Annotated in this window: 24 protein-coding genes and 1 other RNA gene; 6 read left to right on the forward strand and 19 right to left on the reverse strand. The window is 65.2% G+C overall.

Annotated elements, in window-relative coordinates; genetic code table 11:
• Positions 1–323: 323 nt before the first annotated feature.
• The 5 genes from ompA (at position 324) to AC3WXD_RS14835 (ending at position 4,394) form a co-directional block, all read left to right on the forward strand.
• Complete coding sequence (ompA, locus tag AC3WXD_RS14815) at positions 324–983, forward strand: outer membrane protein OmpA (RefSeq protein WP_029043179.1); 660 nt, start codon at positions 324–326, stop codon at positions 981–983.
• 111 nt (positions 984–1,094) lie between these two features.
• Entirely contained in the window at positions 1,095–1,844 is a 750-nt protein-coding gene (ubiG, locus tag AC3WXD_RS14820; RefSeq protein ID WP_492324043.1) for a bifunctional 2-polyprenyl-6-hydroxyphenol methylase/3-demethylubiquinol 3-O-methyltransferase UbiG, read from the forward strand.
• A 2-nt stretch (positions 1,845–1,846) separates the two neighbouring features.
• On the forward strand, positions 1,847–2,518 hold the full coding sequence (gene gph / locus AC3WXD_RS14825; protein ID WP_020200972.1) for a phosphoglycolate phosphatase: 672 nt from the start codon (positions 1,847–1,849) through the stop codon (positions 2,516–2,518).
• A gap of 88 nt (positions 2,519–2,606) precedes the next feature.
• Positions 2,607–2,965, forward strand: a transfer-messenger RNA (tmRNA) gene (gene ssrA, locus AC3WXD_RS14830).
• 184 nt (positions 2,966–3,149) lie between these two features.
• Complete coding sequence (locus AC3WXD_RS14835) at positions 3,150–4,394, forward strand: tyrosine-type recombinase/integrase (RefSeq protein WP_492324044.1); 1,245 nt, start codon at positions 3,150–3,152, stop codon at positions 4,392–4,394.
• Between the two features lie 2,651 nt (positions 4,395–7,045).
• Here AC3WXD_RS14835 and AC3WXD_RS14840 read toward each other — a convergent pair.
• The 7 genes from AC3WXD_RS14840 to AC3WXD_RS14870 all read right to left on the reverse strand — a co-directional run bounded on the left by AC3WXD_RS14840 (position 7,046) and on the right by AC3WXD_RS14870 (position 11,855).
• A complete protein-coding gene (locus AC3WXD_RS14840; RefSeq protein WP_492324045.1) occupies positions 7,046–7,300 on the reverse strand; it encodes a hypothetical protein in 255 nt (84 codons plus the stop codon).
• Positions 7,297–10,233: a DUF927 domain-containing protein gene (locus tag AC3WXD_RS14845; RefSeq protein WP_492324046.1), complete on the reverse strand. Its 2,937-nt coding sequence runs from the start codon at positions 10,231–10,233 to the stop codon at positions 7,297–7,299. Before AC3WXD_RS14845 ends, AC3WXD_RS14840 begins: the two co-directional genes overlap by 4 nt.
• An 89-nt stretch (positions 10,234–10,322) precedes the next feature.
• A complete protein-coding gene (locus tag AC3WXD_RS14850) occupies positions 10,323–10,688 on the reverse strand; it encodes a hypothetical protein (protein WP_492324047.1) in 366 nt (121 codons plus the stop codon).
• A complete protein-coding gene (locus tag AC3WXD_RS14855) occupies positions 10,685–11,005 on the reverse strand; it encodes a hypothetical protein (RefSeq protein ID WP_492324048.1) in 321 nt (106 codons plus the stop codon). Before AC3WXD_RS14855 ends, AC3WXD_RS14850 begins: the two co-directional genes overlap by 4 nt.
• Complete coding sequence (locus AC3WXD_RS14860; RefSeq protein ID WP_492324049.1) at positions 11,002–11,298, reverse strand: hypothetical protein; 297 nt, start codon at positions 11,296–11,298, stop codon at positions 11,002–11,004. Before AC3WXD_RS14860 ends, AC3WXD_RS14855 begins: the two co-directional genes overlap by 4 nt.
• Positions 11,295–11,552 (reverse strand): hypothetical protein, encoded by a 258-nt coding sequence (locus tag AC3WXD_RS14865; RefSeq protein WP_492324050.1) that lies wholly within the window; start codon positions 11,550–11,552, stop codon positions 11,295–11,297. Before AC3WXD_RS14865 ends, AC3WXD_RS14860 begins: the two co-directional genes overlap by 4 nt.
• Before the next feature lie 6 nt (positions 11,553–11,558).
• Positions 11,559–11,855, reverse strand: a complete 297-nt coding sequence (locus tag AC3WXD_RS14870) for a hypothetical protein (RefSeq protein WP_492324051.1) — start codon at positions 11,853–11,855, stop codon at positions 11,559–11,561.
• On the opposite strand from AC3WXD_RS14870, the gene AC3WXD_RS14875 reads away from it, so the two are divergent.
• On the forward strand, positions 11,854–12,117 hold the full coding sequence (locus tag AC3WXD_RS14875) for a hypothetical protein (protein WP_492324052.1): 264 nt from the start codon (positions 11,854–11,856) through the stop codon (positions 12,115–12,117). The two genes, AC3WXD_RS14870 and AC3WXD_RS14875, sit on opposite strands and share 2 nt — an antisense overlap.
• Before the next feature lie 130 nt (positions 12,118–12,247).
• Here the strand turns inward: AC3WXD_RS14875 and AC3WXD_RS14880 are convergent, their stop codons facing one another.
• The 12 genes from AC3WXD_RS14880 to AC3WXD_RS14935 form a co-directional block, all read right to left on the reverse strand.
• Positions 12,248–12,430, reverse strand: coding sequence for a hypothetical protein (locus tag AC3WXD_RS14880; RefSeq protein ID WP_492324053.1), 183 nt, complete (start codon positions 12,428–12,430; stop codon positions 12,248–12,250).
• Positions 12,423–12,611, reverse strand: coding sequence for a hypothetical protein (locus tag AC3WXD_RS14885; protein WP_492324054.1), 189 nt, complete (start codon positions 12,609–12,611; stop codon positions 12,423–12,425). Before AC3WXD_RS14885 ends, AC3WXD_RS14880 begins: the two co-directional genes overlap by 8 nt.
• Positions 12,612–12,996: 385 nt before the next feature.
• Complete coding sequence (locus tag AC3WXD_RS14890) at positions 12,997–13,257, reverse strand: helix-turn-helix domain-containing protein (protein WP_492324055.1); 261 nt, start codon at positions 13,255–13,257, stop codon at positions 12,997–12,999.
• Complete coding sequence (locus AC3WXD_RS14895) at positions 13,254–13,499, reverse strand: helix-turn-helix domain-containing protein (protein WP_492324056.1); 246 nt, start codon at positions 13,497–13,499, stop codon at positions 13,254–13,256. Before AC3WXD_RS14895 ends, AC3WXD_RS14890 begins: the two co-directional genes overlap by 4 nt.
• Positions 13,489–14,193, reverse strand: coding sequence for a KilA-N domain-containing protein (locus AC3WXD_RS14900; protein WP_492324057.1), 705 nt, complete (start codon positions 14,191–14,193; stop codon positions 13,489–13,491). Before AC3WXD_RS14900 ends, AC3WXD_RS14895 begins: the two co-directional genes overlap by 11 nt.
• A gap of 5 nt (positions 14,194–14,198) precedes the next feature.
• Entirely contained in the window at positions 14,199–14,477 is a 279-nt protein-coding gene (locus tag AC3WXD_RS14905; RefSeq protein ID WP_492324058.1) for a helix-turn-helix transcriptional regulator, read from the reverse strand.
• Between the two features lie 93 nt (positions 14,478–14,570).
• Positions 14,571–15,899 carry a hypothetical protein gene (locus AC3WXD_RS14910; protein ID WP_492324059.1) on the reverse strand — a complete coding sequence of 443 codons (1,329 nt, stop codon included), beginning with the start codon at positions 15,897–15,899 and terminating at the stop codon, positions 14,571–14,573.
• A gap of 1,001 nt (positions 15,900–16,900) precedes the next feature.
• Positions 16,901–17,902: a tripartite tricarboxylate transporter substrate binding protein gene (locus AC3WXD_RS14915; protein WP_492324060.1), complete on the reverse strand. Its 1,002-nt coding sequence runs from the start codon at positions 17,900–17,902 to the stop codon at positions 16,901–16,903.
• Between the two features lie 26 nt (positions 17,903–17,928).
• Positions 17,929–19,545: a hydantoinase B/oxoprolinase family protein gene (locus AC3WXD_RS14920; RefSeq protein ID WP_059410785.1), complete on the reverse strand. Its 1,617-nt coding sequence runs from the start codon at positions 19,543–19,545 to the stop codon at positions 17,929–17,931.
• A gap of 21 nt (positions 19,546–19,566) precedes the next feature.
• A complete protein-coding gene (locus AC3WXD_RS14925; protein WP_492324061.1) occupies positions 19,567–21,660 on the reverse strand; it encodes a hydantoinase/oxoprolinase family protein in 2,094 nt (697 codons plus the stop codon).
• 142 nt (positions 21,661–21,802) lie between these two features.
• Positions 21,803–22,390, reverse strand: a complete 588-nt coding sequence (locus AC3WXD_RS14930; RefSeq protein ID WP_492324062.1) for a LeuD/DmdB family oxidoreductase small subunit — start codon at positions 22,388–22,390, stop codon at positions 21,803–21,805.
• The gene (locus tag AC3WXD_RS14935) at positions 22,387–23,691 is read right to left on the reverse strand and encodes a 3-isopropylmalate dehydratase large subunit (protein WP_020200967.1); all 1,305 of its coding nucleotides are present in this window, start codon (positions 23,689–23,691) and stop codon (positions 22,387–22,389) included. Before AC3WXD_RS14935 ends, AC3WXD_RS14930 begins: the two co-directional genes overlap by 4 nt.
• Between the last annotated feature and the right edge of the window lie 57 nt (positions 23,692–23,748).

The raw sequence follows: 23,748 nt of genomic DNA on the forward strand, positions 1-23,748 counted from the left end.
CGCGCGGCAGCCCTCGCGCGAGGCCCGGAACGGCCGCGCGGAGCCCGCGCCGAAAACCTGCAAGCCCGGCCAGGCAAGGGTTTGCGGGCATCGCAAGGGTCATGTTGCACAAACACCACAGGCCCAAAACCCATTGATTGAATCGAATATATTTACTTCTTAGGAAACGAGGCTTGTGGCACAATTCCCCAGCGAAGAGCCAGACATTGTTCGAAGTGGAGCATACACCGCATCGAGAATGTTATACTCCGAAGAATGTATGACTTGTTTCCGTCCATTTGCTCGCAGTAACCCTGCGGTGATCTCATCCTGAGAGGAGAAATATGAAAAAATTTGCCAAGCTCGCGCTCGTTGCAGCTACCGCAGTAATGGCTGCATCCGCTCAAGCCCAGTCCGTCCCCTACGAAAAGAAGGCTGTGAACGATAACTGGGGCAACGGTACGAGCGAGTACGTGTGGAAGAACGGCACGAACGAGCTCTGCTGGCGCGATAGCTCGTGGACCCCGGCCACCGCCAACGCCCTGTGCGACGGCGCCCTGGCTCCGGCGTCCGCTCCGGTTGCTCAACCGCAAGCTCCGGTTGCTCCGCCGGTCGTCTCCAGCGAAAAGGTCACTTTCGCTGCCGACACCCTGTTCGATTTCGACAAGGCCGTGCTGAAGCCCGAAGGCAAGGCCAAGCTGGACGACCTGTCCTCCAAGCTGTCCGGCATCACCCTGGAAGTCATCATCGCCGTTGGCCACACCGACTCGTTCGGTTCGGACAAGTACAACGATCGCCTGTCGATCCGTCGTGCCGAAGCCGTCAAGGCCTATCTGGTGAGCAAGGGCGTGGAAGCCAACCGTGTCTACACGGAAGGCAAGGGCAAGCGCCAACTGAAGGTCGATCCGAAGTCGTGCAAGGGTACCCGCAAGGCCCAGATCGCCTGCCAGCAGCCGAACCGCCGCGTGGAAGTCGAAGTGGTCGGCACCCGCAGCGCACGTTAATCGGATTCCTTCCGATGAAGAAAAGCCCAGCGCAAGCTGGGCTTTTTTTTTGATACAGTGCCGCAATACCCTCCGCTTTCACGCCGCCGCACCGGCCGCGCGCCAAACTCCATGACGCAGATCTCCACGCCGCACCACCCCACCCTGGAAACCACCCTGCTCGGCAAGAACGCCGACGCCCGCGAAATCGACAAGTTCAGCGAACTGGCCCACCGCTGGTGGGACCCGGAAAGCGAGTTCAAGCCGCTGCACGAGCTCAACCCGCTGCGCCTGGGCTGGATCGACGGCATTGCCGGCCTGAGCGGCAAGCAGGTGGTCGACGTCGGCTGCGGCGGCGGCATCCTGGCCGAGAGCATGGCGCGCAGCGGCGCCACCGTGCGCGGCATCGACCTGTCCACCAAGGCGCTGCGCGTGGCCGACCTGCACAGCCTGGAGTCCGGCGTAGCCGTGACTTACGAGGAGATCGCCGCCGAAGCGCTGGCCGCGCGCATGCCCGCCGGCTTCGACGTAGTGACCTGCATGGAAATGCTCGAGCACGTGCCCGATCCGCAATCGGTCGTGCGCGCCTGCGCCACGCTGGTGCGGCCCGGCGGCACCGTGTTCTTCTCCACCATCAACCGCAACCTCAAGGCCTACCTGCTGGCCGTGGTCGGCGCCGAGTACGTGCTCAAGATGCTGCCGCGCGGCACGCACGACTACGACAAGTTCATCACGCCGTCGGAACTGGCCCGCTACGCCCGCAACGCCGGGCTCGAACTGATCGAGATGCGCGGCATGACCTACAACCCGCTGACCCGCGTCTACGCGCTGGGCTCCGACACCGACGTGAACTACCTGATGGCATTGCGCCGGCCCGCCTGACCATGCAGACCTTCGACGCAGTCTTCTTCGATCTCGACGGCACCCTGGCCGACACCGCCCCGGATCTCGCCGCGGCCGCCAACCGCCTCGTCGTCGAGCACGGCCACCCGCCGGTAGCCTATGAAAAGCTCCGCCCGGTGGCCTCGCACGGCGCGCGCGGCCTGATCGGCGCGGCCTTCGGCAAGAGCCCGGCCGACCCCGAGTTCCCCGCCCTGCGCGACACCTTCCTCGACTACTACGAGGCCGACATCGCCGTGCACACGCACCTGTTCGACGGCATGGGCGAAGTGCTGGACGCGCTCGAGGCCGCCGGCATCCGCTGGGGCATCGTCACCAACAAGGTCACCCGCTTCACCGCGCCGCTGGTGGCCGCCATCGGCCTGGCGCCGCGCGCCTCGGCGGTGGTCAGCGGTGACACCACGGCGCACGCCAAGCCCCACCCCGCCCCGCTGCTGCACGCCGCCGAAGTCAGCGGCGTGGCTCCCGCGCGCTGCGTGTACGTGGGCGACGACCTGCGCGACATCCAGGCCGGCAAGGCGGCCGGCATGGCCACCATCACCGCCGCCTACGGCTACTGCGGCGACGGCGAGCCGCCCGAGGAATGGGGCGCCGACTACCTCGTGCGCCATCCGAGCGAGCTGATCGCCCTGCTGACGCCGGCCGCGCGGCGCTAGCCTGCGGGCGGCGCCGGGACGCGGCCTACCCTTCGGGGCGCCAACGGAGTACAATTCCATCTCTTGACACTGTTCAAGCAGTTCACACGGGGCCGACCTGGTTTCGACGTGGGTTACAAAGCAGTGGAGGGCATACCGAGGACCCGTCACCTCGTTAATCAATGGGAATGCAATAACTGCTAACGACGAACGTTACGCACTGGCCGCTTAATTGCGGCCGTCCTCGCACTGGCTCGCTGACGGGCTAGAGTCGCAAGACTACGCGAGGTCATTTACGTCAGATAAGCCCCGGGTGAGTCACGAACCAGGGGACGAAAACCTAGTGACTCGCCGTTGTAGAGCGTGTTCGTCCGCGATGCACCGGTTAAATCAAATGACAGAACTAAGTATGTAGAACTCTCTGTGGAGGGCTTGCGGACGCGGGTTCGATTCCCGCCGGCTCCACCAATTACTCGTTCCAGGTTAATCCTGGACGTTCCAGAAGCCCGGTATATCCGGGCTTTTTCTTTGGTTTCACGGGATTTAACGTCCCACGGCGTTCCGGGGTGTTTCTTTACAGCCCAAACATTTTGGGGGTAACTTTCGGGGTAACTTTCCGGCCTCGAAATAGTTACCCCCAGATAGCCCCAAAATGCCGCTCACCGACACCGCCATCAAGAACGCCAGGCCAGGCGAGAAGCCCGTCAAGCTGTATGACGCCGACGGCCTGCTGCTGTGGGTCGCCCCCAGCGGCGGCAAGTGGTGGCGCCTGAAGTACCGCCTCGGCGGCAAGGAAAAGATGCTGTCCCTGGGCACCTACCCCGAGGTCGGCTTGCGCGAAGCCCGCGAGCGCCGCGACGAGGCCCGCCGGCTGCTGGCCGATGGCATTGACCCGAGCGCTCACCGCCAGGCCGCCAAGAGCACCAGGGCGCAGCGCGAGGCGAACAGCTTCGAACTGGTGGCACGCGAATGGCACGCGAAGTACGCCGGCACCTGGTCGCCCAGCCACGGCGAGCGCATCCTGCGCCGCCTGGAAGCAAACGCCTTCCCTTGGATCGGTGGCAAGCCCACCGCCGACCTGAAGCCGGCCGAGGTGCTGGAGGTGCTGCGCCGGGTCGAGCGCCGCGGCACGCTGGAAACGGCACACCGCTTGCGCGACAACATCGGCCAGGCGATGCGCTATGCGGTGGCCACCGGCCGCGCAGAGCGGGACATCACCGCCGACTTGCGCGGTGCCCTGCCACCGGTACAGAAGCGGCACTTCGCGGCGATCACTGAGCCAGCCAAGGTGGGCGAGCTGCTACGCGCCATCGACGGTTACACCGGCACCTTCCCTGTCACCTGCGCCCTCCAGTTGGCGCCGCTGCTGTTCCAGCGCCCGGGCGAATTGCGCCTGGCCGAGTGGCCAGAGTTCGACCTGGACGGCGCCACGTGGGAGATCCCGGGCGGCCGCATGAAGCGCACCAAGGAAGGTAAGGCCGCGGGGCCGGCGCACCTCGTGCCGCTGCCGAGCCAGGCGGTGACCATCCTGCGCGAGCTGCTGGCGCTCACCGGCACCGGCCGGTATCTGTTCCCCGGCGTGCGCACCCCAACCCGGCCCATGAGCGACAACACCATCAACGCCGGCCTTCGCCGACTCGGTTACGACAACGAGACCATGACCGGTCACGGCTTCCGCGCCATGGCCCGCACCATCCTGGACGAGGTACTGGGCTTCCCGCCGGCCATCATCGAGGCCCAGCTCGCGCACGCGGTCAAGGATCCGCTCGGCCGCGCCTACAACCGCACTGCCCACCTGCCGCAGCGCCGCGAGATGATGCAGCGCTGGGCCGACTACCTGGACGAGCTGAAACGCGGAGCCAAGGTCCTGCCATTCGACAACGGCCAGGCAGCGTGAGGGTTTGGCCAAGCCACGAAGCGCCCTGCTGCGAGGGGGGCTTTCCATCGCGCTCACACGCCAAAAACCGATCCCGGCTGCGAACGGTACCGGGCCAAGCCTTTGGCACGCACCAGGCGCGCCGAACGGCGAGCAGGGGGCGCCCAATGTCATCCGGACTCACTTTTGGCCAGCCAAGGGGCCGCAATTTTCACCCCCCCCTCTCTGAAAATGGCGGCTCTATAAAGCGAGCCTGAACGAACGGTCCCGGGCCGGCAGGCCTCCAGACTTTCGATGCCCCCTCCCTGCCGTGGCCGCCCGGCATGACCCCCCTCCCCCCCAAAACCTGCGCACACGAAAAATCCACGGGACGAACGGTCAGGTGACCGAACGCCCCAGAGATCAGACGGGGGGGCTCGGACATGGCCCGATGAACTCGAATTGCCAGCGAGCCCCTTACGATGGGGCTCCCTCAACTCCAGTGCAAGCAGCCATGCAACAAATCCCGTCCTCTTGCCCACTCTGCGATCAGCCCGCCGTTGACTTTCAACGAGGCCACGACATCCATTCTTATGGATGCGTCAACCCATCCTGCGCCCCTTCAGAGATGACTAGCCAGGCGCGGGACCGAATCCGCCTTGCCGACCCGCGTGTACGCGAGAACGAAGCCGAGAATGCCAGACGGCATATAGCGAACGGCAGCATCATGATGCTGTCTTTGGCGCCCAAGCCGCCCGCTGGCTTCGCCGGGGCCACGTTCATCTACTCGGACCGCCCGTGGGCTCGCATAGGCTGACAAAAGGCCTCATCCACTGCCTTGAGCGGGCGAGGCCCCCATTGCCGATATCGGCCCTCGAGCAGAACGCAGACACCCCACGACAAGATAGCCCCACGCTCTACCTACCAGTCGGTAATTAACTAACCCTAGGAGCCCTTTTGTCTAGAAATGAATCGGGGCGTGAATGACCCCCGTGCATCCCACCCTGGAAGGACCCGCCGCCCCGGAGGCGCCCGGGATGACGGCACCAGGGTGGGCCGCGCCCTGCCGACCGCACCGCCGGACAACGATCCTCCGCCACGGCATAGCCGCCGGGGGAAAGACCCGTGAGTAGTTTTTGAACGGGGTGCGAGTTACCCCCGGCTGTAGCACCAGGAAGGCCCTGAGCAGGGTGGATCAGTGCATTCAAATATCCTGATTGTCTTCCCGTATCCGACCATATTTTTCTCACTTCGTCACGGGAGTCGTTTTAAAAATCTGGTGACACTGGTGACAGCCTGTGGATAAGCACCGCCAGCCGCTCTAAATCAAGGGATAGCGCGTCACCAAAAATCCGTGGTGACGGCGGTTTCGATCTGGTGACATTGGTGACACCTGGCACCAGCGCTGACGAAGAAACAAGGGATTGCAGCCGATGAACGCCGCCAATGGCGCCTCAAACCCAGCGCTTTGAATCATTCAAATAATCTCGCCAAAAACAAGGAAATCCGATGCTTCGCCCTCGCTTTGGTGCTTAGTGCTGACACCAGCGCACCCGCCTTGAGCGCGCGAAAAGAAGCTCTGCCACGCCGCCGCCGCTGCCCCGGTAGCGGCCGCTGTGCGGCCCACACGGCCACGCTGAGACGCTGGCCACCGGCACCCACCTGGTGCGTGCCGGCCGGCGCGCCTGCGGCCCGCTGGCGGGCGCTCAGGTGCATCACCGCCAATCTATCGTGAAGGACGAACGGCGCCGCTGGCGCCGGGTGGCGAGCTGCTGCCGCTGGCCCTAGCTACGCCACCGGGCCGCATGGTCCTGGTGCTGGCCAGCAGCCCGCCAGCCACGGCGCGAAAGGCAGCTCTACCACGCCGCCACCGCCGCCCCGGTAGCGGCCGCTGTGCGGCCCGCACGGTCACGTCGAGGCGCTGGCCACCGTCACCACCTGGTGTGCATCCAAAGGCGAGGGGCGAACGGCGTCGCACCGGCTCCCGATGCCCTCCACCGTCACCACCTGGTGCGCATCGAGGGGCGCGCCTGCGGCCCGCTGGCGGGCGCCCAGGTGCATCACCGCCGATCTATCGTGAGGGACGAGCGGCGCCGCTGGCGCCGGGTAGCGAGCTGCTGCCGCCGGCACTAGCCACGCCACCGGGCCGCACAGTGCTGGTGCTGGTGCTGGTGCTGGTGCTGGCCAGCAGCCTGCCAGCCACGGCGCGAAAAGCAATTCTGCCACGCCACCACCGCTGCCCCGGTGGTGGCCGCTGTGCGGCCCGCACGGCCACGTCGAGGCGCTGGCCACCGTCACCACCTGGTACGTGTCGGCCGGCGCGCCTGCGGCCCGCTGGCGGGCGCTCAAGTGCATCACCACCAATCTATCGTGAAGGACGAACGGCGCCGCTGGCGCCGGGTGGCGAGCTGCTGCCGCTGGCCCTAGCTACGCCACCGGGCCGCATGGTCCTGGTGCTGGCCAGCAGCCCGCCAGCCACGGCGCGAAAGGCAGCTCTGCCACGCCGCCACCGCTGCCCCGGTAGCGGCCGCTGTGCGGCCCGCACGGCCACGTCGAAGCGCTGGCCACCGTCATCATTAGATATGCATCGGGCGGCAGGCCTGTGGCCCGCTGGCAAGCACGCCGGATCACTGCCGCCGCGGGAGAGTTCCAAAGGCGAAGGGCGCACGGCGTCGCACCGGCTCCCGATGCCCTCAGAACAGAATATCGAGGTCGGTGCGCCATGCATCCAGGCGGCACCGCACAGGTAGGAGCAGTGGATCGTGCCGGGCAGCCAAGCGGGCGAGCTGGAGAAAGGGATAGCTTTGCTCGATCCACTCCGCACACGCCAGATAGGCGGCACCAGCTTCCATCAGATCGAGCGACGCGCAGACCCTGGCACGATGCAGCAGCCGGCGCCAGCGAGCTCGCATCCGTCGATAGTCAGCCCTGGTGCGGATGGCGCTCATAGATCCAGCTCGAAAATTGCCGAGCCAATGCTGTACACCCGCGCTCGGCCCATACCAGGAACACGCATCAGCTTGTCTGGCCGCCCGCTCTTTTCTTCGTGCTGTAGCACGCCCATCGCGATCAACAGGGATGCCACCGCCTTGTGGTCGTACCCCTTGCACACTTCCTTGCGCCACACCTCCGGCAGCACGAAGTACTCGCACGCAGCGGCCTCCGCTTCCTCATGGCCCATCTTGTCGCCAAAGGAACGCAGGTAGTCGGCATTCGTGTTGATCGGTTTGCCGTCGCCAGTCACCAGGCGCTTGAAGCCCGCACGGTGCATGGTGTTGGGCTTGTGGTCATCGGCCGCCCGGTTCATCCACACGAAGCGCGCATCGCCGTGCAGCTCCAGGAAGCTGCGTACCTGCCGAACCATCGACTTGTGCTCACCGCTGCCGGCGCCGCCCCGCTCTTCCAGCCACGCATCAAAGCAGGTCCGCGCGGCGGACGTGGCCCAACCCACGGGCCAGCCCGTCAGACCGGCATCGGTGGCCAGCTCGCCGGCCACACCCACCAGTGCAAAGCGGGATGCGACACGGTACACTTGGCCATGCGCGTCTCCATTCACCCAATCGTTCACCAGGTCGCCCACACCGCTGCGCAGGTCCTCCGCTAGCGTGGCCTGATTGTCCACCGCCCATTCAATGAACGCCATACCGGCGATGCCGTGGTAGCTCCGCGTGGCTTCCTGCAAGTGATCCGACAAGGCCTTACCCGAGGCGAAGCTACACAGGTCATCGAATACGCCAAGACCCTTGCCCGCATCGGCCGGGATGTTGGCAAGCCGGATTTCCTGCCCCGATTTCGTCGCCTTGCCCGCCTCGGCCATGTGGTCGGATAGTTTGATTTCGCCATCGGACAGGAACAGCACCCGCCAGGTCAGCGCCGGACGTGCAGTGGCGGTGCGCGTCGCGCGCCCCTTGCCCGCCTCATTGGCCAACATGTACACCGTGTCACCGATGATCTTCGGATCGACCTGCGCGATTTCATCCAGGATCAGCAGCGCATCCGAATGCTGGGCCGCGGTCAACTCCAGGGCGTTATCCGTGGCACGCCAGCTCCGCGCATAGTCACGGCCGCCGAACACCGATGCTGCCACACGCAAACCCGTGGTTTTGCCGCTGGAGCTGTCACCCACCAGGTGAAAGCCACCCGACTGCAAACCCGCATGGTGCAGCAGCGGCGCAGCGAAAGCGGCCGAGGTGCAGAAGGTCAGCCGGGTATTGCCGATGCATAGGGCTGCGACCTGTTCTTTCCATTCCGCGAGCGACCCGCGCCGCTTGAACTGCGACACAATGCCGGCAGCAGATTGGAACAGCACCCTTTCGCCGTCCACCTGGCCTATCGTGCGATCCGGCAGCACGAAGGCACCACCATGCCAACCAATGCGATCCACACATCTAGCCCGAGCCTCCACCTCTCGCCCCTGTGTCTGAATGTAGGTCGTGAGTAGCGTCTTGGCCTTCGAGCTGGGAGCCACGTCGAGCCCCATCGACAGCAACGCGGCCCGGTACTCGTTGCCGTCCCCCGACACCATGCGCTTGGGCATCACCCATTGCTTGTGATTGCCATCCGGGTCGCTCAGCTCCAGCAGCCACCCCCATTCGCCGTCCGAGTCGTCCCGCGTGCCGGCCGTGACATCGAGGCGGGAGCACACCCAGTACGGTGGCAATGGGTCGCCCTGGTCGGAATACCCATGATGCCAAACCCCTCCATCATTCACATCGAACCAGGCCTTGCCCGCGCCGCGCGCCGGCCGCTTCGATTTGCGGCCCGTGGTGGCATTTTCATCCCTCACGGCGCCCTTACCCTCTTCGGCGCCGCGTTTCGCGCCTGTGGGCCGCGCCGGCTGGCTTGCCGCGCCTTCCGGTGCGCCTGTCGATCCGCTGACAGGCGGGGACACTGGCCGCATGGCCGCGTCGAGCTGCTGCCGCACCTGTTCAGCCCCAAGAGCGCAAGCCAGATCATTGAAGTCACTGCCACCCTCCGGCAAACCCTCGGGCTTCACCATCGCCGCCCGTGCACATCGCGCGGCATCCTTGGCCGCGACGAGGCCCGGATTCTTGCCGGTCTCCGCTTCCGTATCGCGGTCATCATCGGCGCAGACCAGCAGCGGAGCATCGGGGAAGAGCTGCCGCATCGTCTGCGCCACGTGCCGCAAATTGGTCGCATTGAACGCCACTGCAACGGGCAAACCGCTCACCTGGTGCAGTGTTGCCCCGGTGGCATAGCCCTCCGCCACCAGAATCCAGCCTTGCGGCGCGGGCGTGCCGATCAGGTGATAGCAGCCCGAGACTCTTCCACCTTTCAGGAAAACCTTGTCGTTACCGTCTCGCAGCGGCTTGCCGTAGATGCGTTGCACGTTCCACAGCTCGCCGCCCGCATCGCGCGCCGGCACCAGGACACAGCCCTTGCCGAAGCGCACGCCGTAGGCCTCCACGCCCTTGCGCTGGAGATAAGGGGAACGGCCCGACTCGGCCGCCGCCGCCCACAGATCAACCGCCGTCGCCGCGGCCTGGCGCTGCTGCCCGGCCTGCTCGGCCTGTGCATCCGCCTCACGCTGTTTGCGCTCAGCATCGCGACGCGCCGCTTCTTCGGCCGACCGGACTGGCGCCGGTCCATAACGCTTCGGGTCGAAGCCGCGTGACATGGCCTCGTGTAGCAACGTGGCGATCGTGACCCCACCCGAGGCCTTGCAGCTCTTCCAAGTCGCGGCAGCGGCGGTCCCATCGTAGTTGGAGGCCGTCTCGCTCCAATCGCTGAAGAGCTGCCAACCATCGTCCCCAAACTCGTGCTTGAGCGCCATGCCCATGCGTACCCACAGGTCCCGCTCTTCGGCGGGGATGCAGGCCAGGGCCGCACGAATCTTATCCGTCGTGTGTTCGTATTGCATCAGGTCGCGCCCTCCATTCGTAGGAACGAGGGCACCCCGCCGGCCCCGTTAGGGGCCAGCATGTATCGTTCATTCATAGCGTTGATTTCCTAGTGCAGGCGCGCGGCGACGCGCCCAGCGGCGTGCGTAGGATCGGCCAGGCCGGCGAGCAGGTATTGCTGCAGGCGACCCAGCAGGCCCGCCACGTAGGCATCGACAGAGGCCCGCAAATCGGCGGCCGACACCACCCGCCCCACGTCAGCCGCCGCCTGTTGCACAACGTCCTGAAAGCGGGCTGCACAACCCGGCACGAACACGTGCAGCGGGATAGTGCCGAGCTGCGACAGTGCGTCATCTGCCGTGGCAATGCCCACATCGACGGCCCACTGGTGGACAAGCGACACATGGGCATCCCGCGCAGGGGCGTGCGCAATGGCCGGGATCACGGCCGTTTTGGTTCGACTGGTCTGATTCATAGCTGCTCTCCCTTGTCGAGCGGCTGAAACTGCGTATTGAGACACTGGCCCACGTCATCAAGCAGGTGGCACACCATCGAATGCACCACATCGACAACGTGGCCGGCCGCGTTGTCCTGCACCAGCAACCGCAACGCTGCGCATAACTGCATCAGATGCATCAGGTCATCACCAGCCTCTTCCAGGGCTTCGCGCAACGCATCGAGCTGCGCCAGGCGTGCGGCCTCGCCGGCCTGGTGTGGCTGACGACGGCGAGCCATGTAGCGGCCATCCTCCCAGCGGCGCCGTGCCGCACCGCTATCACGAGATGCTTTCATACGCCCTCCCCACGGTCTTTCACGTCCGCCAAGTCTCGCAGTACGCGCCAGCGCTCCACATCGAGCACGGAGCCTTCCAGCGCGCTCACGACGAAGGCGCCGATACCATCTATCCAGCCGCACTGAAATGCCGGCGAGCGATCACCCAGCCTGGCCAACTCATGCCGCAGGGGTGGCGAGGCCATATCGGATGCCTGCCGGGTTTGCGCTCGCCAGGCGCGCAGGAAGCGCAGCGCAGCGATGGCCCCGCGCTCATGCTCATGTTGATTGCGATTCGGCCCCGGTGCCGTCATCTCACTTCCCCTTGTGTGTCGCTGCCCGGGAAATATCCGATGGGCTTGCCGCCCAAGGCGCTGTGCACGGTTTCCAGATCCACCCCGAGCTGCGGCAGCAAGGTGTCCACCAGGCAGAGGAAGGCATCAATATCGCCATTGGACTGGGCGCAGCCGGCCGCCCAGCGCAAACCGTGAAGCGCATACACAGCGCGTTGCACCGCGCCCCTCACCGACTCAGTTTTTGCGGCTTCGCAAGTGCTAGATTTGAGCATGACGTCCTACTCCAGCACCGCGGTCAATACCTGCGCGAGGGCCGCGGCAATCTCTCGGAGCGACTCCCGAAAACGACCACTGAACTTGTATTCGAGGTCGCCATTTGCGCTAAAGTTGATCGTGATGGCGTCGCCGGGCAAGGACTCAGCTACGCGCCGCTCTTCGGCACGGCGATCTAGCTGGCGCCGGCGGGCGAGCGCGAGGCTCACAGTGCCGGCCGGTCGGCCACGCCGGACTTCGTTGTCCACAGCAGAGCGATGAAAGGCCGGATGCGTAAGGACCACGGCGGATGCGTTATCCATGATGCGCCCCCGAGCGATTGCTGATGAACGGGAGCACGGCGCAGGACGCTGGCACCTCGCTTTCGCACGCTGCAATCGCAAACTGATGAGCGCACCCCCACAAGACATTGATGGCGCACGCCGGATCGGTATAGACCCCATATGCCCTGAAACGCCATGTGCCATCACTTTGCCGCTCGATAAGCATTCGATCCTCGTGGAACTCCTGGAGCAGGCCATCGAGAGTTATCTCGTGCTGCGCATCGCTTTCCGTCGATGCTGAACGTGCACGCTCCCGTGCCAAATGGCGGTCCCAAATAATGGCGCGAAGGTTCGTGATCGACTTCGGGTACCGGCCTGGGCCACGGGTTTGCACAACCGGTGCGGAAATGAGCTGGGGAAACTGCAACACGTCAGCCATGATTCACCCCCACCACCGCCATTTGCTGCGACTCAGCCGACAGCCGCTCAAATGCCTGGCGTAGCTCGGCCCTGCATGGTTCGGAGAGTGCATCGTATGCGCCGCCGTCCGGGTCGTACATGAATGCCGCCAGGGCAGTCATCTGACGCAGCACCACGGGGGTTTGCTCACGCATGGCGCACCTCCGTTTGCAGGGCACGCACGCGCTCAGCGACCGCCACAAGAGCGGCGCCGGCGACATCGAGCGATTCGCGATCGGTGCGAGCGGACACGGCATCGCGCAAGGCGGTGCGGACGATGGCGAGGATTTCGGGAAGGGGGGATTGCCCGGTATGGGCGAGCGAAGACTGGGCCATGGTGCGGCCTCCTGTACGAGCGGTTTCAACCCCGCTCCCCGACGCCAATCGGGGTGGGCGGGCGCAAGGCAGGGTTGGCGTACCGGGTACAGGTCCGGCGAGCCCGAAGGCTCCCCTGCCCAGGCCCGCCCGTAAAGGACGCGCAAAGGCATGACGGACGAAAAAATACCGCCGAGCGGCGGTTGTCCGCCTGTACACGGGACGCCAATCCCGGCCGCTGTGGTTGCAGCGACGCGCACAGTATAGCGCGAGCTGGCGGCCACGGCGAACGCCAGTGCCGGGCCGGCCTGTGTGGCCAGCACCAGAGCGATGGGCTCGGGCGCACAGCGGGCGAGCGTCAAGGCGGCGAACGTGGCCACCAGGCGGGCGCGGATCGAGAGGGCCATCACAGCAGTTCCCCTTGCACCGGCGGCATGGCCTTGACCAATGAGTACACACCGACGCGATGCCGCTTGCCCTGCTCGGTGAAACGATCCTCCCAGGTCATCACAATGTGGTGGCCTTCCTCCCGCAATTCGAAGACGCGGCGCGGCGGGTGCAGGATGTCGAGCTGCCGACTCGCGTAGACGGTATCCACCGGGCCGACACGCAGTGCATCGAGCAGGCGCACACGCTGGGCATATGAGGTGTTGTCGCGAGCCGTCATGCCACCTCCAACGAATAGCGCGCTACCTTGCTGCGCTTGCCGTTTGGCGTGACGTGCCACACCATGCGCGCGGTGATGTGGTGGCCCTGTCTGCGCAGCTCGGTCACACAGTGCGAGACGTTGCGAATTGCATGGACGCGGGCAGCAGTCACGCTATTGAGCGGCCCGTGGCGCAGGTCTGCCAGCAGGCGCTCGCATTCGGCTTGCGTTCGGCTTTTTTTGTTATTTCCGTTACGCGGCATAGTGGGCATCCTGCGGCAGGTGGCGCACCTGGTGTGTCGCATCGAGAGCCGGTACCTGCTGTGCCACGCCGATTTCGACAGCGTAGACGGCCAACAGCGCCTTGCGTTCGGCATATTCCAGACCACGTGCCAGAAGGAATGCATTGCGCGTCTCTAGCATGGCCAAGTGGCCGAGCTGGGCGTCAGACAGCGTGTTGCGGTCGATGGTCGCAAACTCGCCGGTCAGTGCCCACGCGACTAGGCGCGCCTCATTGCTGTAGTGGTGCGTCTCCACCGCCTTGCCATCGAGTTGGCGGCTCATCAGCACAGCTTCGGTCATCGCACGGAAGGCGACGGCCGCATCGGCGCGGCGTGCGCGCCAGTCGTCCAGGCCGGGGCCGCGCAGCAGGTCATCAATGCGGGCGTCGCACCAGACGGCGAAGCGGGCGTCGCACCAGCGGGCCAGCGGCACCGCCAACTTCGGATGCAGCCAGGTGCCGCCGCTGTTGCCGCGACGGGTACGGATCAAATCCCCGGAATTGAGGGATTTGAGCGTGTCGGCCAAGGCGGCGATGTAGTCCTGCGTGTCCGAGCTTCTCAGCCAGTTATCGAGGCGCTTGCCGAAGCGGGCCGCCACTTCGGTGGCGTTGATCCAGCCGTCATCGGTAAAGCGTACTGGCTGGCCCTGGTAGTCGAAGGGTACAAGTCGCGTCATGCCGCCTACTCCGCAATCGGAAGCGCGGCAATCCAGGCTTCAACCTCGGCGGCGCTCCAAGCACGCGAGCGCACCCCGAGGCGAACACCAGGCGGGAAGGCCTTGCGAGCGATACGGCGATAGATTTCCGAGCGGGAGAGCCCGGTTTTAGCGGTAACGGTCGAGAGTCGCCAGAGAGGGCCGCTGGCAGGGGCGGCAGAAGCAGGTTTGTTTTGCAATGTGGCCTCATTGAGAGATGAACCGCCACGACACAGGCCAGCCCTGCGCGTCTCGGTATATGCCACATGCTAGGAAGCGAAACGCGGCTACTGAAAGCCGCTCACAACAGTAACCACGCTTGTTGACCGCAGAACGCGGTTACAGAGACAGTAACCACGCTACGATGACGCTCCGCCACTCAAGAATTTAGTGCGTAACTCGCGGACATAGCCGACGGTCAGCCCCAGTTCAGTAGCTAGGCTCGATGCATAGCTTCTGGCCATGATGCTGACCCCCTTCCGCTTGTCCTCTGCAATACGATCCAGATAGCCTTGCTTCTTTTCGGCTCGCCTCGCCCGAGCAGCAGCGGTTTGCTGACGCTTTTCAGTTCCGCTCGGCCGAGCAGTCGGCAGCCTATCATCGTCTGCATTACCTCGATCTGCTAACAGCGTTAGGACATCAGCAGCGGCCGTCGATGTCGCACTGCGCTGCCGCTGGAGCAGCGTGTTCGCATAGCCCAACACTCTCCACAGCTCATCCGCCGTCAGCACACCTTGTTCCTTGAGTGCCAAGATAGGACTCAGATCGCCACACCGGCCGACCTGGACCAGCGCGGCCCGCACCACGCGACGCCACAACGTGACCCCCGATGGTTCGTCGCGTACCGACGCGGATTCAACGTCGATAATGGTCTGGCGCAGCTCGAGCGCCCGCTGTTCATCTACGTCTATTGCATCGCGATGCTCGGAAACATGTCGAAGACGAACGATAGCTGGGGCGCGGCCGTCGAACCCCAATTGAGTATTGAGTGCCCAGTCCATCGCCTCGCGACCCGATAGGGCGTCGAATGCCTGAGCCATCGCCTGACGACCTGATAGGGCGTCGAATGCCTGCCCTATCACCTCACGACTTGATAGGACGTTGAATGCCCGGTCCGCATACAAGCTTTGGAGGGATAGCTGCTTATGAAAGCGTGACGCTGAGCTAACAAGCGTGCGATTTTCGTTGACCCAGTTCGCCACACCAGAAAATTGGTTGCTCAATTCCGCCATGCCAGCCAATTGGTTGCGCACCTGGTCTTGGAAGGCCACCATGCCAGCCAATTGGTTGCGCAACTGGTTTGAGTAGGACGCCATAGCGGCTATCTGTGCCTTGAAACTCAGCGATTCAAATTCAATGCGCGCCTGGTACTCGCGCCATGGGAAGCCACCGAGCTGTCTGTTTATTTCCATGAAAAAGAACGGAGGCCTGCCCATCCCCAATGGGTCCGCAGCACTACGCAGCTCCGCAACGGCCCGACTTCGCCTAGCGTGCGCATCGGCAAGATAGTCATTGAATGAACTATCAGGACCGTGCTCGGCTATCCAATCCTGCATACGCGCGGCCGGATGACTATCAATCTCCTCGATCCGCGCGCGAGCCTGATCTACACGCCGCTGCCGCTCAGCCTGACTATCAAAACAAGCCAATTGCTGGCTCGCTGTCTCATCCAATATCGCACCCTCCATGCGCCTTCAGGGGATGCGAGGCCAGCCGGCGAAGGTATCCGGCGTTCGGTGGCCGCCCTAGGCCCCGCACGGCCGATTGTAGCAAGCACATGATGCCGGCCAGGCAGCCGGGGCACGGGCAATTTCTCTCGCGCCGCGTCCCAAGAACGCTCGAATAGACCCAGCACCAGAAGCGGGGAGCAACCTGAGAGATTTTCAAGCACAAATGAAACAAAAAAGCAAATCCCACGCCCCCGTGCGGGTTTGCGGGAAGAAACGGCCCGCAAAGCCTTATGCCACCGTGGCGACTTTTGGCTTGTCACCAGATTTGTCACCAAAATATAGGTGTGTCACCAAAAAACACATAGACAGTTGGTGACAGCGCAATCGTTGCCCATCAAGGCTTTGCGGGCGATTTCACTGACTGTCACCAGTGTCACCAAGGTCTTTCGCGCCGGCCAGATTTCCCAACACCCGGCCGGCAGGCGCCAACCGGCCCGGCGGCGGGGCCGGCCGGCCATCAGGCGGGCCAACCGCAAGGGGGCAGCACGCCCAGTCTGGGGGTAACTTTGGGGGTAACTTTTCCGACTCAGAAATCGAGACCGGCCATGGGCGCGGCTTGGCGGGCGAAATGTGATTGACGCCGGCCCACCAATTACTCGTTCCAGGTTAATCCTGGACGTTCCAGAAGCCCGGTATATCCGGGCTTTTTCTTTGGTTTCACGGGATTTGGCGTTCCACGTGGTGCCGGGGCGTTTCTTTACGGCCCGCGCATATGGGATGGTTTCCGGGACAACCGATTGCCACAAAATGGTTCCGCCCCGGATACTCCCAGCCGCGGCGGCAAATGGTGGCGACCCGGGTGCCGGTTCGAAGACAAGGAAATCGCGTCCCTCGACACTGCCCCCCCCCCGGTGCCCGCGCCGCCCGGCCAGGATGAATCTGCCCGCACAACCGGGCAGGCTCGCACGGCGCCTTGCCGGAGCCTGATGCCGGGAACCCGCGGCATCAGGCCATGAGGATCATGAAACCGGAATGTGCTGCTCTTCGATCAGCTTCTTCCACATCTTCGTCTGACCATCGATGTACTTGCCGAACTCGTCTGGGGTCGAAAGCTTGATGTCGAGGCCCTGTTCCAGCATCTGCTTCTTGACCTTGGGGTCCTGGATGACCTTCGTCAACTGTTCATTCCAGAACTTGATCACCTCGGGCGGCGTCCCGGCCGGTGCGAGCAACCCGGACCAGCCGATGGCCTCGAAATCCGGCATGCCCTGTTCCGCGGTCGTCGGCAGGTCGGGGAAGACAGCGCTGCGGGTCTTGCTGGCCTGCGCGATCGCCTTCGTCTTGCCGGCACGGACGACACTCAGCGCATAGGGCGTCGACCCCCACATGATGTCGACTTCGCCGGACATGAGGGCGGTCTGTGCCGGCGCACCACCCTTGTACGGGACGTGCGTCATCTTGACGCCCTGCCTGGCGTCGAACATCTCGGCGGTCAGGTGGCTCGCGCTTCCCGGGCCGACCGAGGCGAAGTTGAGCGTGCCCGGCTTGGCCTTGGCCAGTCTGGTGAGATCGCCGACGGACTTGGCGGGGAGATTCTGGTTGGCGAGCAGGACCATCGGCGACTGCGTGATCATCGAGATCGGCGCGAAATCCTTGTTGGCATAGTTCGCGTCTTCGTAGATCAAGGGGTTGATCGCGAAAGTATCCAGCACCATCAGCAAGGTGTACCCATCCGGTTTCGAGTGCGCGACCACCGAGGTGCCGATGGAGCCGCTGGCTCCCCCGCGGTTGTCGATGACGATGCTCTGGCGGATGTTCTGGGAAATACCGGTCATGAGCAGCCGGGCAATCATGTCGGCGACGCCACCAGGCGGAAACGGCACCACGACGCGAACCGGCTGCTGCGGATAATTCGCGGGCTGCGCCTGTGCCATCGTCGTGGTGGCAGCCACGGCGATGCAAGCGAGCGCCTTCGCAACGAGCCGGGCGCGGTTTGCTGATCTGGATCTTGCGGGTTTCATGTTTTTCCCTTGATGTGTGTGAAAGGCTATCGATAGCCCTGCCGGGCGTCCGCTGCTCTGGCGGCTTCGGTCCGCTCCGACGGGGGGCCATAGCCACCTCCACCGGGTGTCCTCAGGACGATTTCGTCTCCTCGCTTGACTATGTGCGGACGGCGGGAATCGACATCCTCGCCGTTGATCTGGACGGCACCGCACGCGCCGGGCTCCCCGCCTGCGATCCCCTGGGCCGGGTGCCGGATCCGCTCGGTCAGGAACACGACGTTCAGCGGACCTTCGTGCAGGCTCTGAAAGCAAATTTCCTGCCCTAGGCCGCCGCGGTGCCTGCCGGCACCGCCCGATGCCGGTATCAGGCGCTTGTACTTGAAGAAGAACGGGCTTTCGCGCTCGGCGACCTCCACCGGGGTGGACGAGATGTTGCTCGGCCAGGACGTGGCGCTCACGCCATCTTTTTCCGCCGTCGCCCCCATGCCCCCGTTGAAGAACAACACGGAAGTAAACGGCCGGCCGTTCTTGCGCACGCCGCTCATGTTGACAATCCACAGGGGCGAGCCCACGCCGGCCATCACGCGCTCCGGCAGCACGCCCTGCAATGCGCCGAACACCAGGCTGGGAACGTAGTGCCCGGTGCAGGCCCGGCCGCCCACCGCGGCGGGAAACACGGGGTTGAGCAGCGAACCCGCCGGCGCCCGGACCGTGATCCCGCGGAACAGGCCGTCATTGTTGGGCAGGTCGGGAATCAGGAGGCTCTTGATCGCATACACGGACATGGCATAGGTGTAGGCGAGAACGCAATTGATGCCCTTGGCCTGCTGCGGGCTCGTGCCGTCGAAATCGATGTCGATGGTCTCGCCGGCGATCGTCACGCGCACCTTGTAGGTGAACGGCGACTCGAATCCGTCCGTCTGCATTTCGTAGACGTATTCACCGTCGGGTAACGCCGCCAGGGCGTCGCGCATGGCTCGGTCGCTGCGCGCGAACAAGGCTTCGGCGATGTCCTCCGTGGTCGACAGGCCGTATTCGGACATGACTTCGTTGACGCGGCGGTCGACCAGCTCGGTAGCGCCCACCTGCGACCAGAGGTCGCCCACGGTCTGGTCGGGCGTCCGCACGTTGGCGCGAAGCAGGCTGATCAGGGAAGCATCCGCCCGTCCCTCGCGCAGCAGGTACATCAGCGGGATCTGGAAACCTTCCTCGAAGATTTCCCTGGCATCCACCGAACGGATGCGCCCGCCGATGTCGGGCATGTGGGCGGCCGTGGCCGCGAATGCGACGAGCGCCCCGCGGTGGAAGACCGGCCTGACGAAACAGAAATCGTTCAGGTGGCCCGTTCCGTGCCAGGGATTGTTGGTGATGTAGACATCCCCTTCGCGCATCGCGTCGATACCGATGACCTCGATCGCGTGCCGCACCGTTGCCGGGAGCGTGCCGATGAACGACGGGATGCTGCCGCTGTTCTCGATCAGCGAGCGTCCCCGCGCATCGGTCAGGACCACCGCGAAGTCGTTGGCTTCCGAAGACAGCGTGGAGAACGAGGTCCTCACGATGAGCTTGGCGGCTTCATCGACGATGGAACGGACGCGGGTCCAGAAGACTTCGAGAAAGATGGGCGTGAGTTCACGTCCCGGGGAGGTTTGGCCGTGCATGATGGATAGATGCTCCGCAGTTCAGTGAATGTTCACGATCAGGTTGCCGGTCTCGGACTGGACCAGCGTTCCTCCCGGCCCCACGACCAGCGTCGAGTCAGCATCGACAACCAGCAGTGGCCCCTGCAGAACCGCATTCACGGCGAGCTCGCCGCGGGCATAGATTGCCGTGTCGATGAAGCCGCCGGCCTCCTCGAAGAAAACCCGCCGGAAACCCTGCGCCGTCGACTGGCTGCGCTGCGCCAGCGCGGCCGGGGCAAAGGTCTCGTTCGGGTAGGCAAGCGCGGAAACGCGCAGGCTGACCAGCTCGACCGGCACGTTGGGCGGCGTGCGCCCGAATTTCTCGCTGTACGCGCTGTTGAAGGCCGCGAGCAGCGCCGCCCGCACCGGCTGCGCGTCGACGCCCGGGCCGGCGTATGGCCCATCGGGAAGCTGCAAGGTGAGCGTGAAGCCCTGGCCGATGAAACGGCCGTCGGCGTAGCGCTTCACCGCGATCGCGCCGAAGCCGTCCTTCAGTTCTTCGAGACAGCCGCGCGCCTCGCCGGCGAGTTTGTCGAAGCTCGCTTCCAGATCGGCCAGGTCGCCGTCAGCGGGCTGGAAAATCGCGGTCCGGGAGCGGTCGGCGCGTGCCGGGGCAACCAGCAGGCCGATCGCGGAAGCCACGCCGGCGGCCGGCGGAACGATCAGCGTGCCGATGCCTACCTTGCGCGCCACGGCATACCCGTGCAGCGGACCGCCGCCGCCGGTGCACACCATGTCGAACCGGCGCGGGTCATGGCCCCGTTCGGCAATATGCACGCGCGCCGCGCCCGCCATGTTCTCGGCAACGATGTCGTGGATGCCCTGCGCGATGACCGCCCCGTCCATGCCGATCGTCCTGCCCAGCGCCTGCAGGGCCGCGTCGGCCCTGGCGACGTCGATCGGGATGGCGCCGCCGGCGAACGATTTCGGGTCGAGATAACCGAGGACGACATTGGCGTCGGTCACCGTCGGCTGCGTTCCGCCGCGGCCGAAGCACGCGGGGCCGGGCTCGGATGCGGCGCTCTCCGGTCCGACCTTCAGCAACTTCATGCTGTCGGAACGCGCGATGCTGCCGCCGCCCGCGCCGATCTCGATCAGGTCCACCGTGGTGATCTTGATCGGGATGCCGCTGCCCTCGGAAAAGCGCTTGCGCCGCGCCGCCTCGAAGCCGTATGCCACCGCCGGCCTGGCGTCCTGGACCAGGCAGAGCTTGGCGGTGGTGCCGCCCATGTCGAACGCGAGCAGGCTCGTGCGGTCGTTGCGGCTTCCGGACCAGGCCGCCGAGATCGCACCGGCCGCCGGCCCGGACTCAAGCAGGTCGATGGGCTTTCGCCTGGCCTCGGCCACGGCGGAGAGCCCGCCGTTGGAAAGCATCATCAGGACGCCGCAATCGATGCCGATCGCCTTCACCCTGTGCTCCAGCCGGTCGAGATAGCTGCGCGCGATGGGTTGAACGCAGGCGTTGGCGACGGTGGTGCAGACCCGGTCGTATTCGCGGATCTCGGGGGCGATCGCGCTGGAGATGCAGACGCTGATCTCCCCGAATGCCTCGGCAATCCACGCCGCGACCTGCGCCTCGTGCCGCGGGTTCACGTAGGCGTGCAGCAGGCAGATGGCCAGCGAATCGACCCCCTGCGCAACCAGCTTGCCGACCGCCGCCAGCGTCTCGCCGCGGTCGGGCGGCGTGACTTCGATGCCCGCCGCATCGATGCGCGCGGCGATCTCCGCGCGCAGATGGCGAGGCACCAGGCTCTGCGGCCCGTCGATGTGCACATCGTAGAGATCGTAGCGGCGCTCGCGCCCGATCTCTATGGCATCGCCGAAGCCGGCGGTGGTAAGAAGCCCCGTCCTGGCGCCCTTCCCTTCGATCAGCGCATTCGTAAACAGCGTGGTCGCGTGCACGAAGCGGCCGACCTGCGCGGCGCGAAAGCCGTTCTCCCGCAGCAGGGCCTCGATGCCGTCCATGACGGGCTGTGTCGGATCGGCGTAGGCGGTAAGGACCTTCTTGGCGTGGATCCTGCCGCTCTGATAGTCGAGCGCGACGATGTCGGTGAAGGTGCCGCCGATATCTACGCCGATCGATATGTGTTTCATGTCTTGGTGTTTCCTTGCGGGGTGAGGCGGTCGTCAACGAGGACGGTTCAGGCCGAGAACAGGGTCGTCATCAGGATGCGGGAGTGCGGCGGGAAGCCCGGCGAACGGGGCGCGCGTGGGGTCCTGGCCGGGACCGGCACGCTCAGGTCGGCGCGCCCCCCGCACGCGCGGCGGCATCGGCGCGTCGCGCATCGCCGTCGAACCCGGGGAGCCGGCGATGGCGCTTCAGGTAGGGAATCAGGCCGCCCTCGCGCCGCAGCAGATGGACGATTTCGGGAACGGCTTCGCATTCGATACGCCGCTGGCCGTCTCCGGCTTCCAGCCATGCCCTGTCGCGGGTCATGCGGATCCGCAGGGACTCGCCCTCCCGCAGGTCCCGCGCGTCGCCCGTGACCAGCAGCAGCCCGTTGTTGATTGCATTGCGCCAGTACGTCCTGGCGAAACTCCTGGCGACCACCGCCTTGATGCCGGCGCCGAGAACGGTCGTGACAGCGACCTCCATCGCGGAGCCGCACCCGAAGTTCTGTCCCGCGACGAGAATGTCGCCGTCCCGCACGCTCGCCGCGAACGACGGATCGAGATCCTCGAACAGGTAATGGCGCAGGACGTCGGGATCGACGCTGTTCTTCTTGCGGCTCGACGAGATGATGTAGTCGGTGTTGACGTCGTCCCCGAGCACGCGGGCGCGTCCCTGCAGCGTCTCGCCGGCGGATTCCCCGAGCGCCATCATTGCGTGCGCTCCATGTCTTCCAGCCTGCCGGTCAGCGCGGCCTGGGCGCAGATGCGCGGCGACGCCAGGAAGATTTCCGCCTCGCGGTTGCCCATGCGGCCCTTGAAATTGCGGTTCGCGGTCGAGAGCACCTTCTGCCCGTCGCCGGGAATCGCGCCGCAGGTCCCGCAGCACGAGCCGCAGCCCGGTTCCTGAAATTCGGCGCCGAGGCGGCGGAACGACTCCGCCATGCCGCTGCGTTCGAGTTCCCGCTGTATCTCTCTGGAGGCCGGCGTCACGATGAGGCGAACGCCGTCGGCGATGCCGCGCCCCGCGCAAAGCACGTCAAGGGCTTCCCGATAGTCCTTGAGACGCCCGCCGGTGCATGTCCCCAGATAGACGATGTCTATCCGCGTGCCGGCGCTGTCCGCCACGTCGGTCACGTTGTCCACGCGATGTGGCAGGGCGACCTGGGGCACGATGTCGTCCAGGTTCACCTCGATGATCTGCTCGTACTCGGCATCCGCGTCCGCGACGGCGGGAACATAGGCGGTGCTCGTGCGCGAAGCCAGCCAGGCATCCGTCGCCTGGTCGTGCGGAAAGATGCCCGCCTTCGCGCCCATTTCCACGGACATGTTCGCCAGCACGATCCTGTCGTCGATGTCGAGCGTGGCGACGCCCGGGCCGGCGAACTCCAGCGCGCAATAGTTCGCGCCTCCCGCGCCCAGCCGCCGGGCCAGCGTCAGCGCGACATCCTTGGCGCTTGCGTAGTGCGGAAGCCGCCCATGCAGGACGATCCGGATCGACGCCGGCACCTTGAGCCAGATCTGGCCGCACTGGAAAATCCCGGCGAGGTCGGACGAGCCGATCCCGCTGCCGAATGCGTTGAGCGCGCCGTAGGAGACGGCATGTGAATCGGCCCCGACCACCAGCTGGCCCGGCAGCACCCGGCCGCGCTCCAGCATCAGCTGATGCCCGATCCCCTCGCCGGTCTCGAAGACGCAGATGCCGGCCTTGCGCGCGAAGTCGCGCGCCGTCTCCTGCAGCACAAGCGCCCGCTCGCCGGAGGACGCGCCATAGTGGTCCAGCGCAAAAACCAACCGCTCGGGAAACGCCGGCGGGGGCAGGCCGCCGTCGTCCTGCATGGTCCGGAAATATTGCAGCGCCATGGGAATGGAGCCGTCGGTCCCCATGGCGGCATCGGGCTGGCAGATCACGAGGTCGCCGGCATGGACGGCGTGATTCGCCGCGCGCGACAGCAGCTTCTCGGCAATCGTCTGCCCGCGTGCGTGCTGGACCGAATTCGATGACTTCGTTGGCATAAGACTGCCTGGATGCGGCGAGTAGTTCGTAGCTCCGCAGTCTATGAATGCCCATAA

The organism is Cupriavidus sp. FW216-B1, assembly GCF_058789195.1.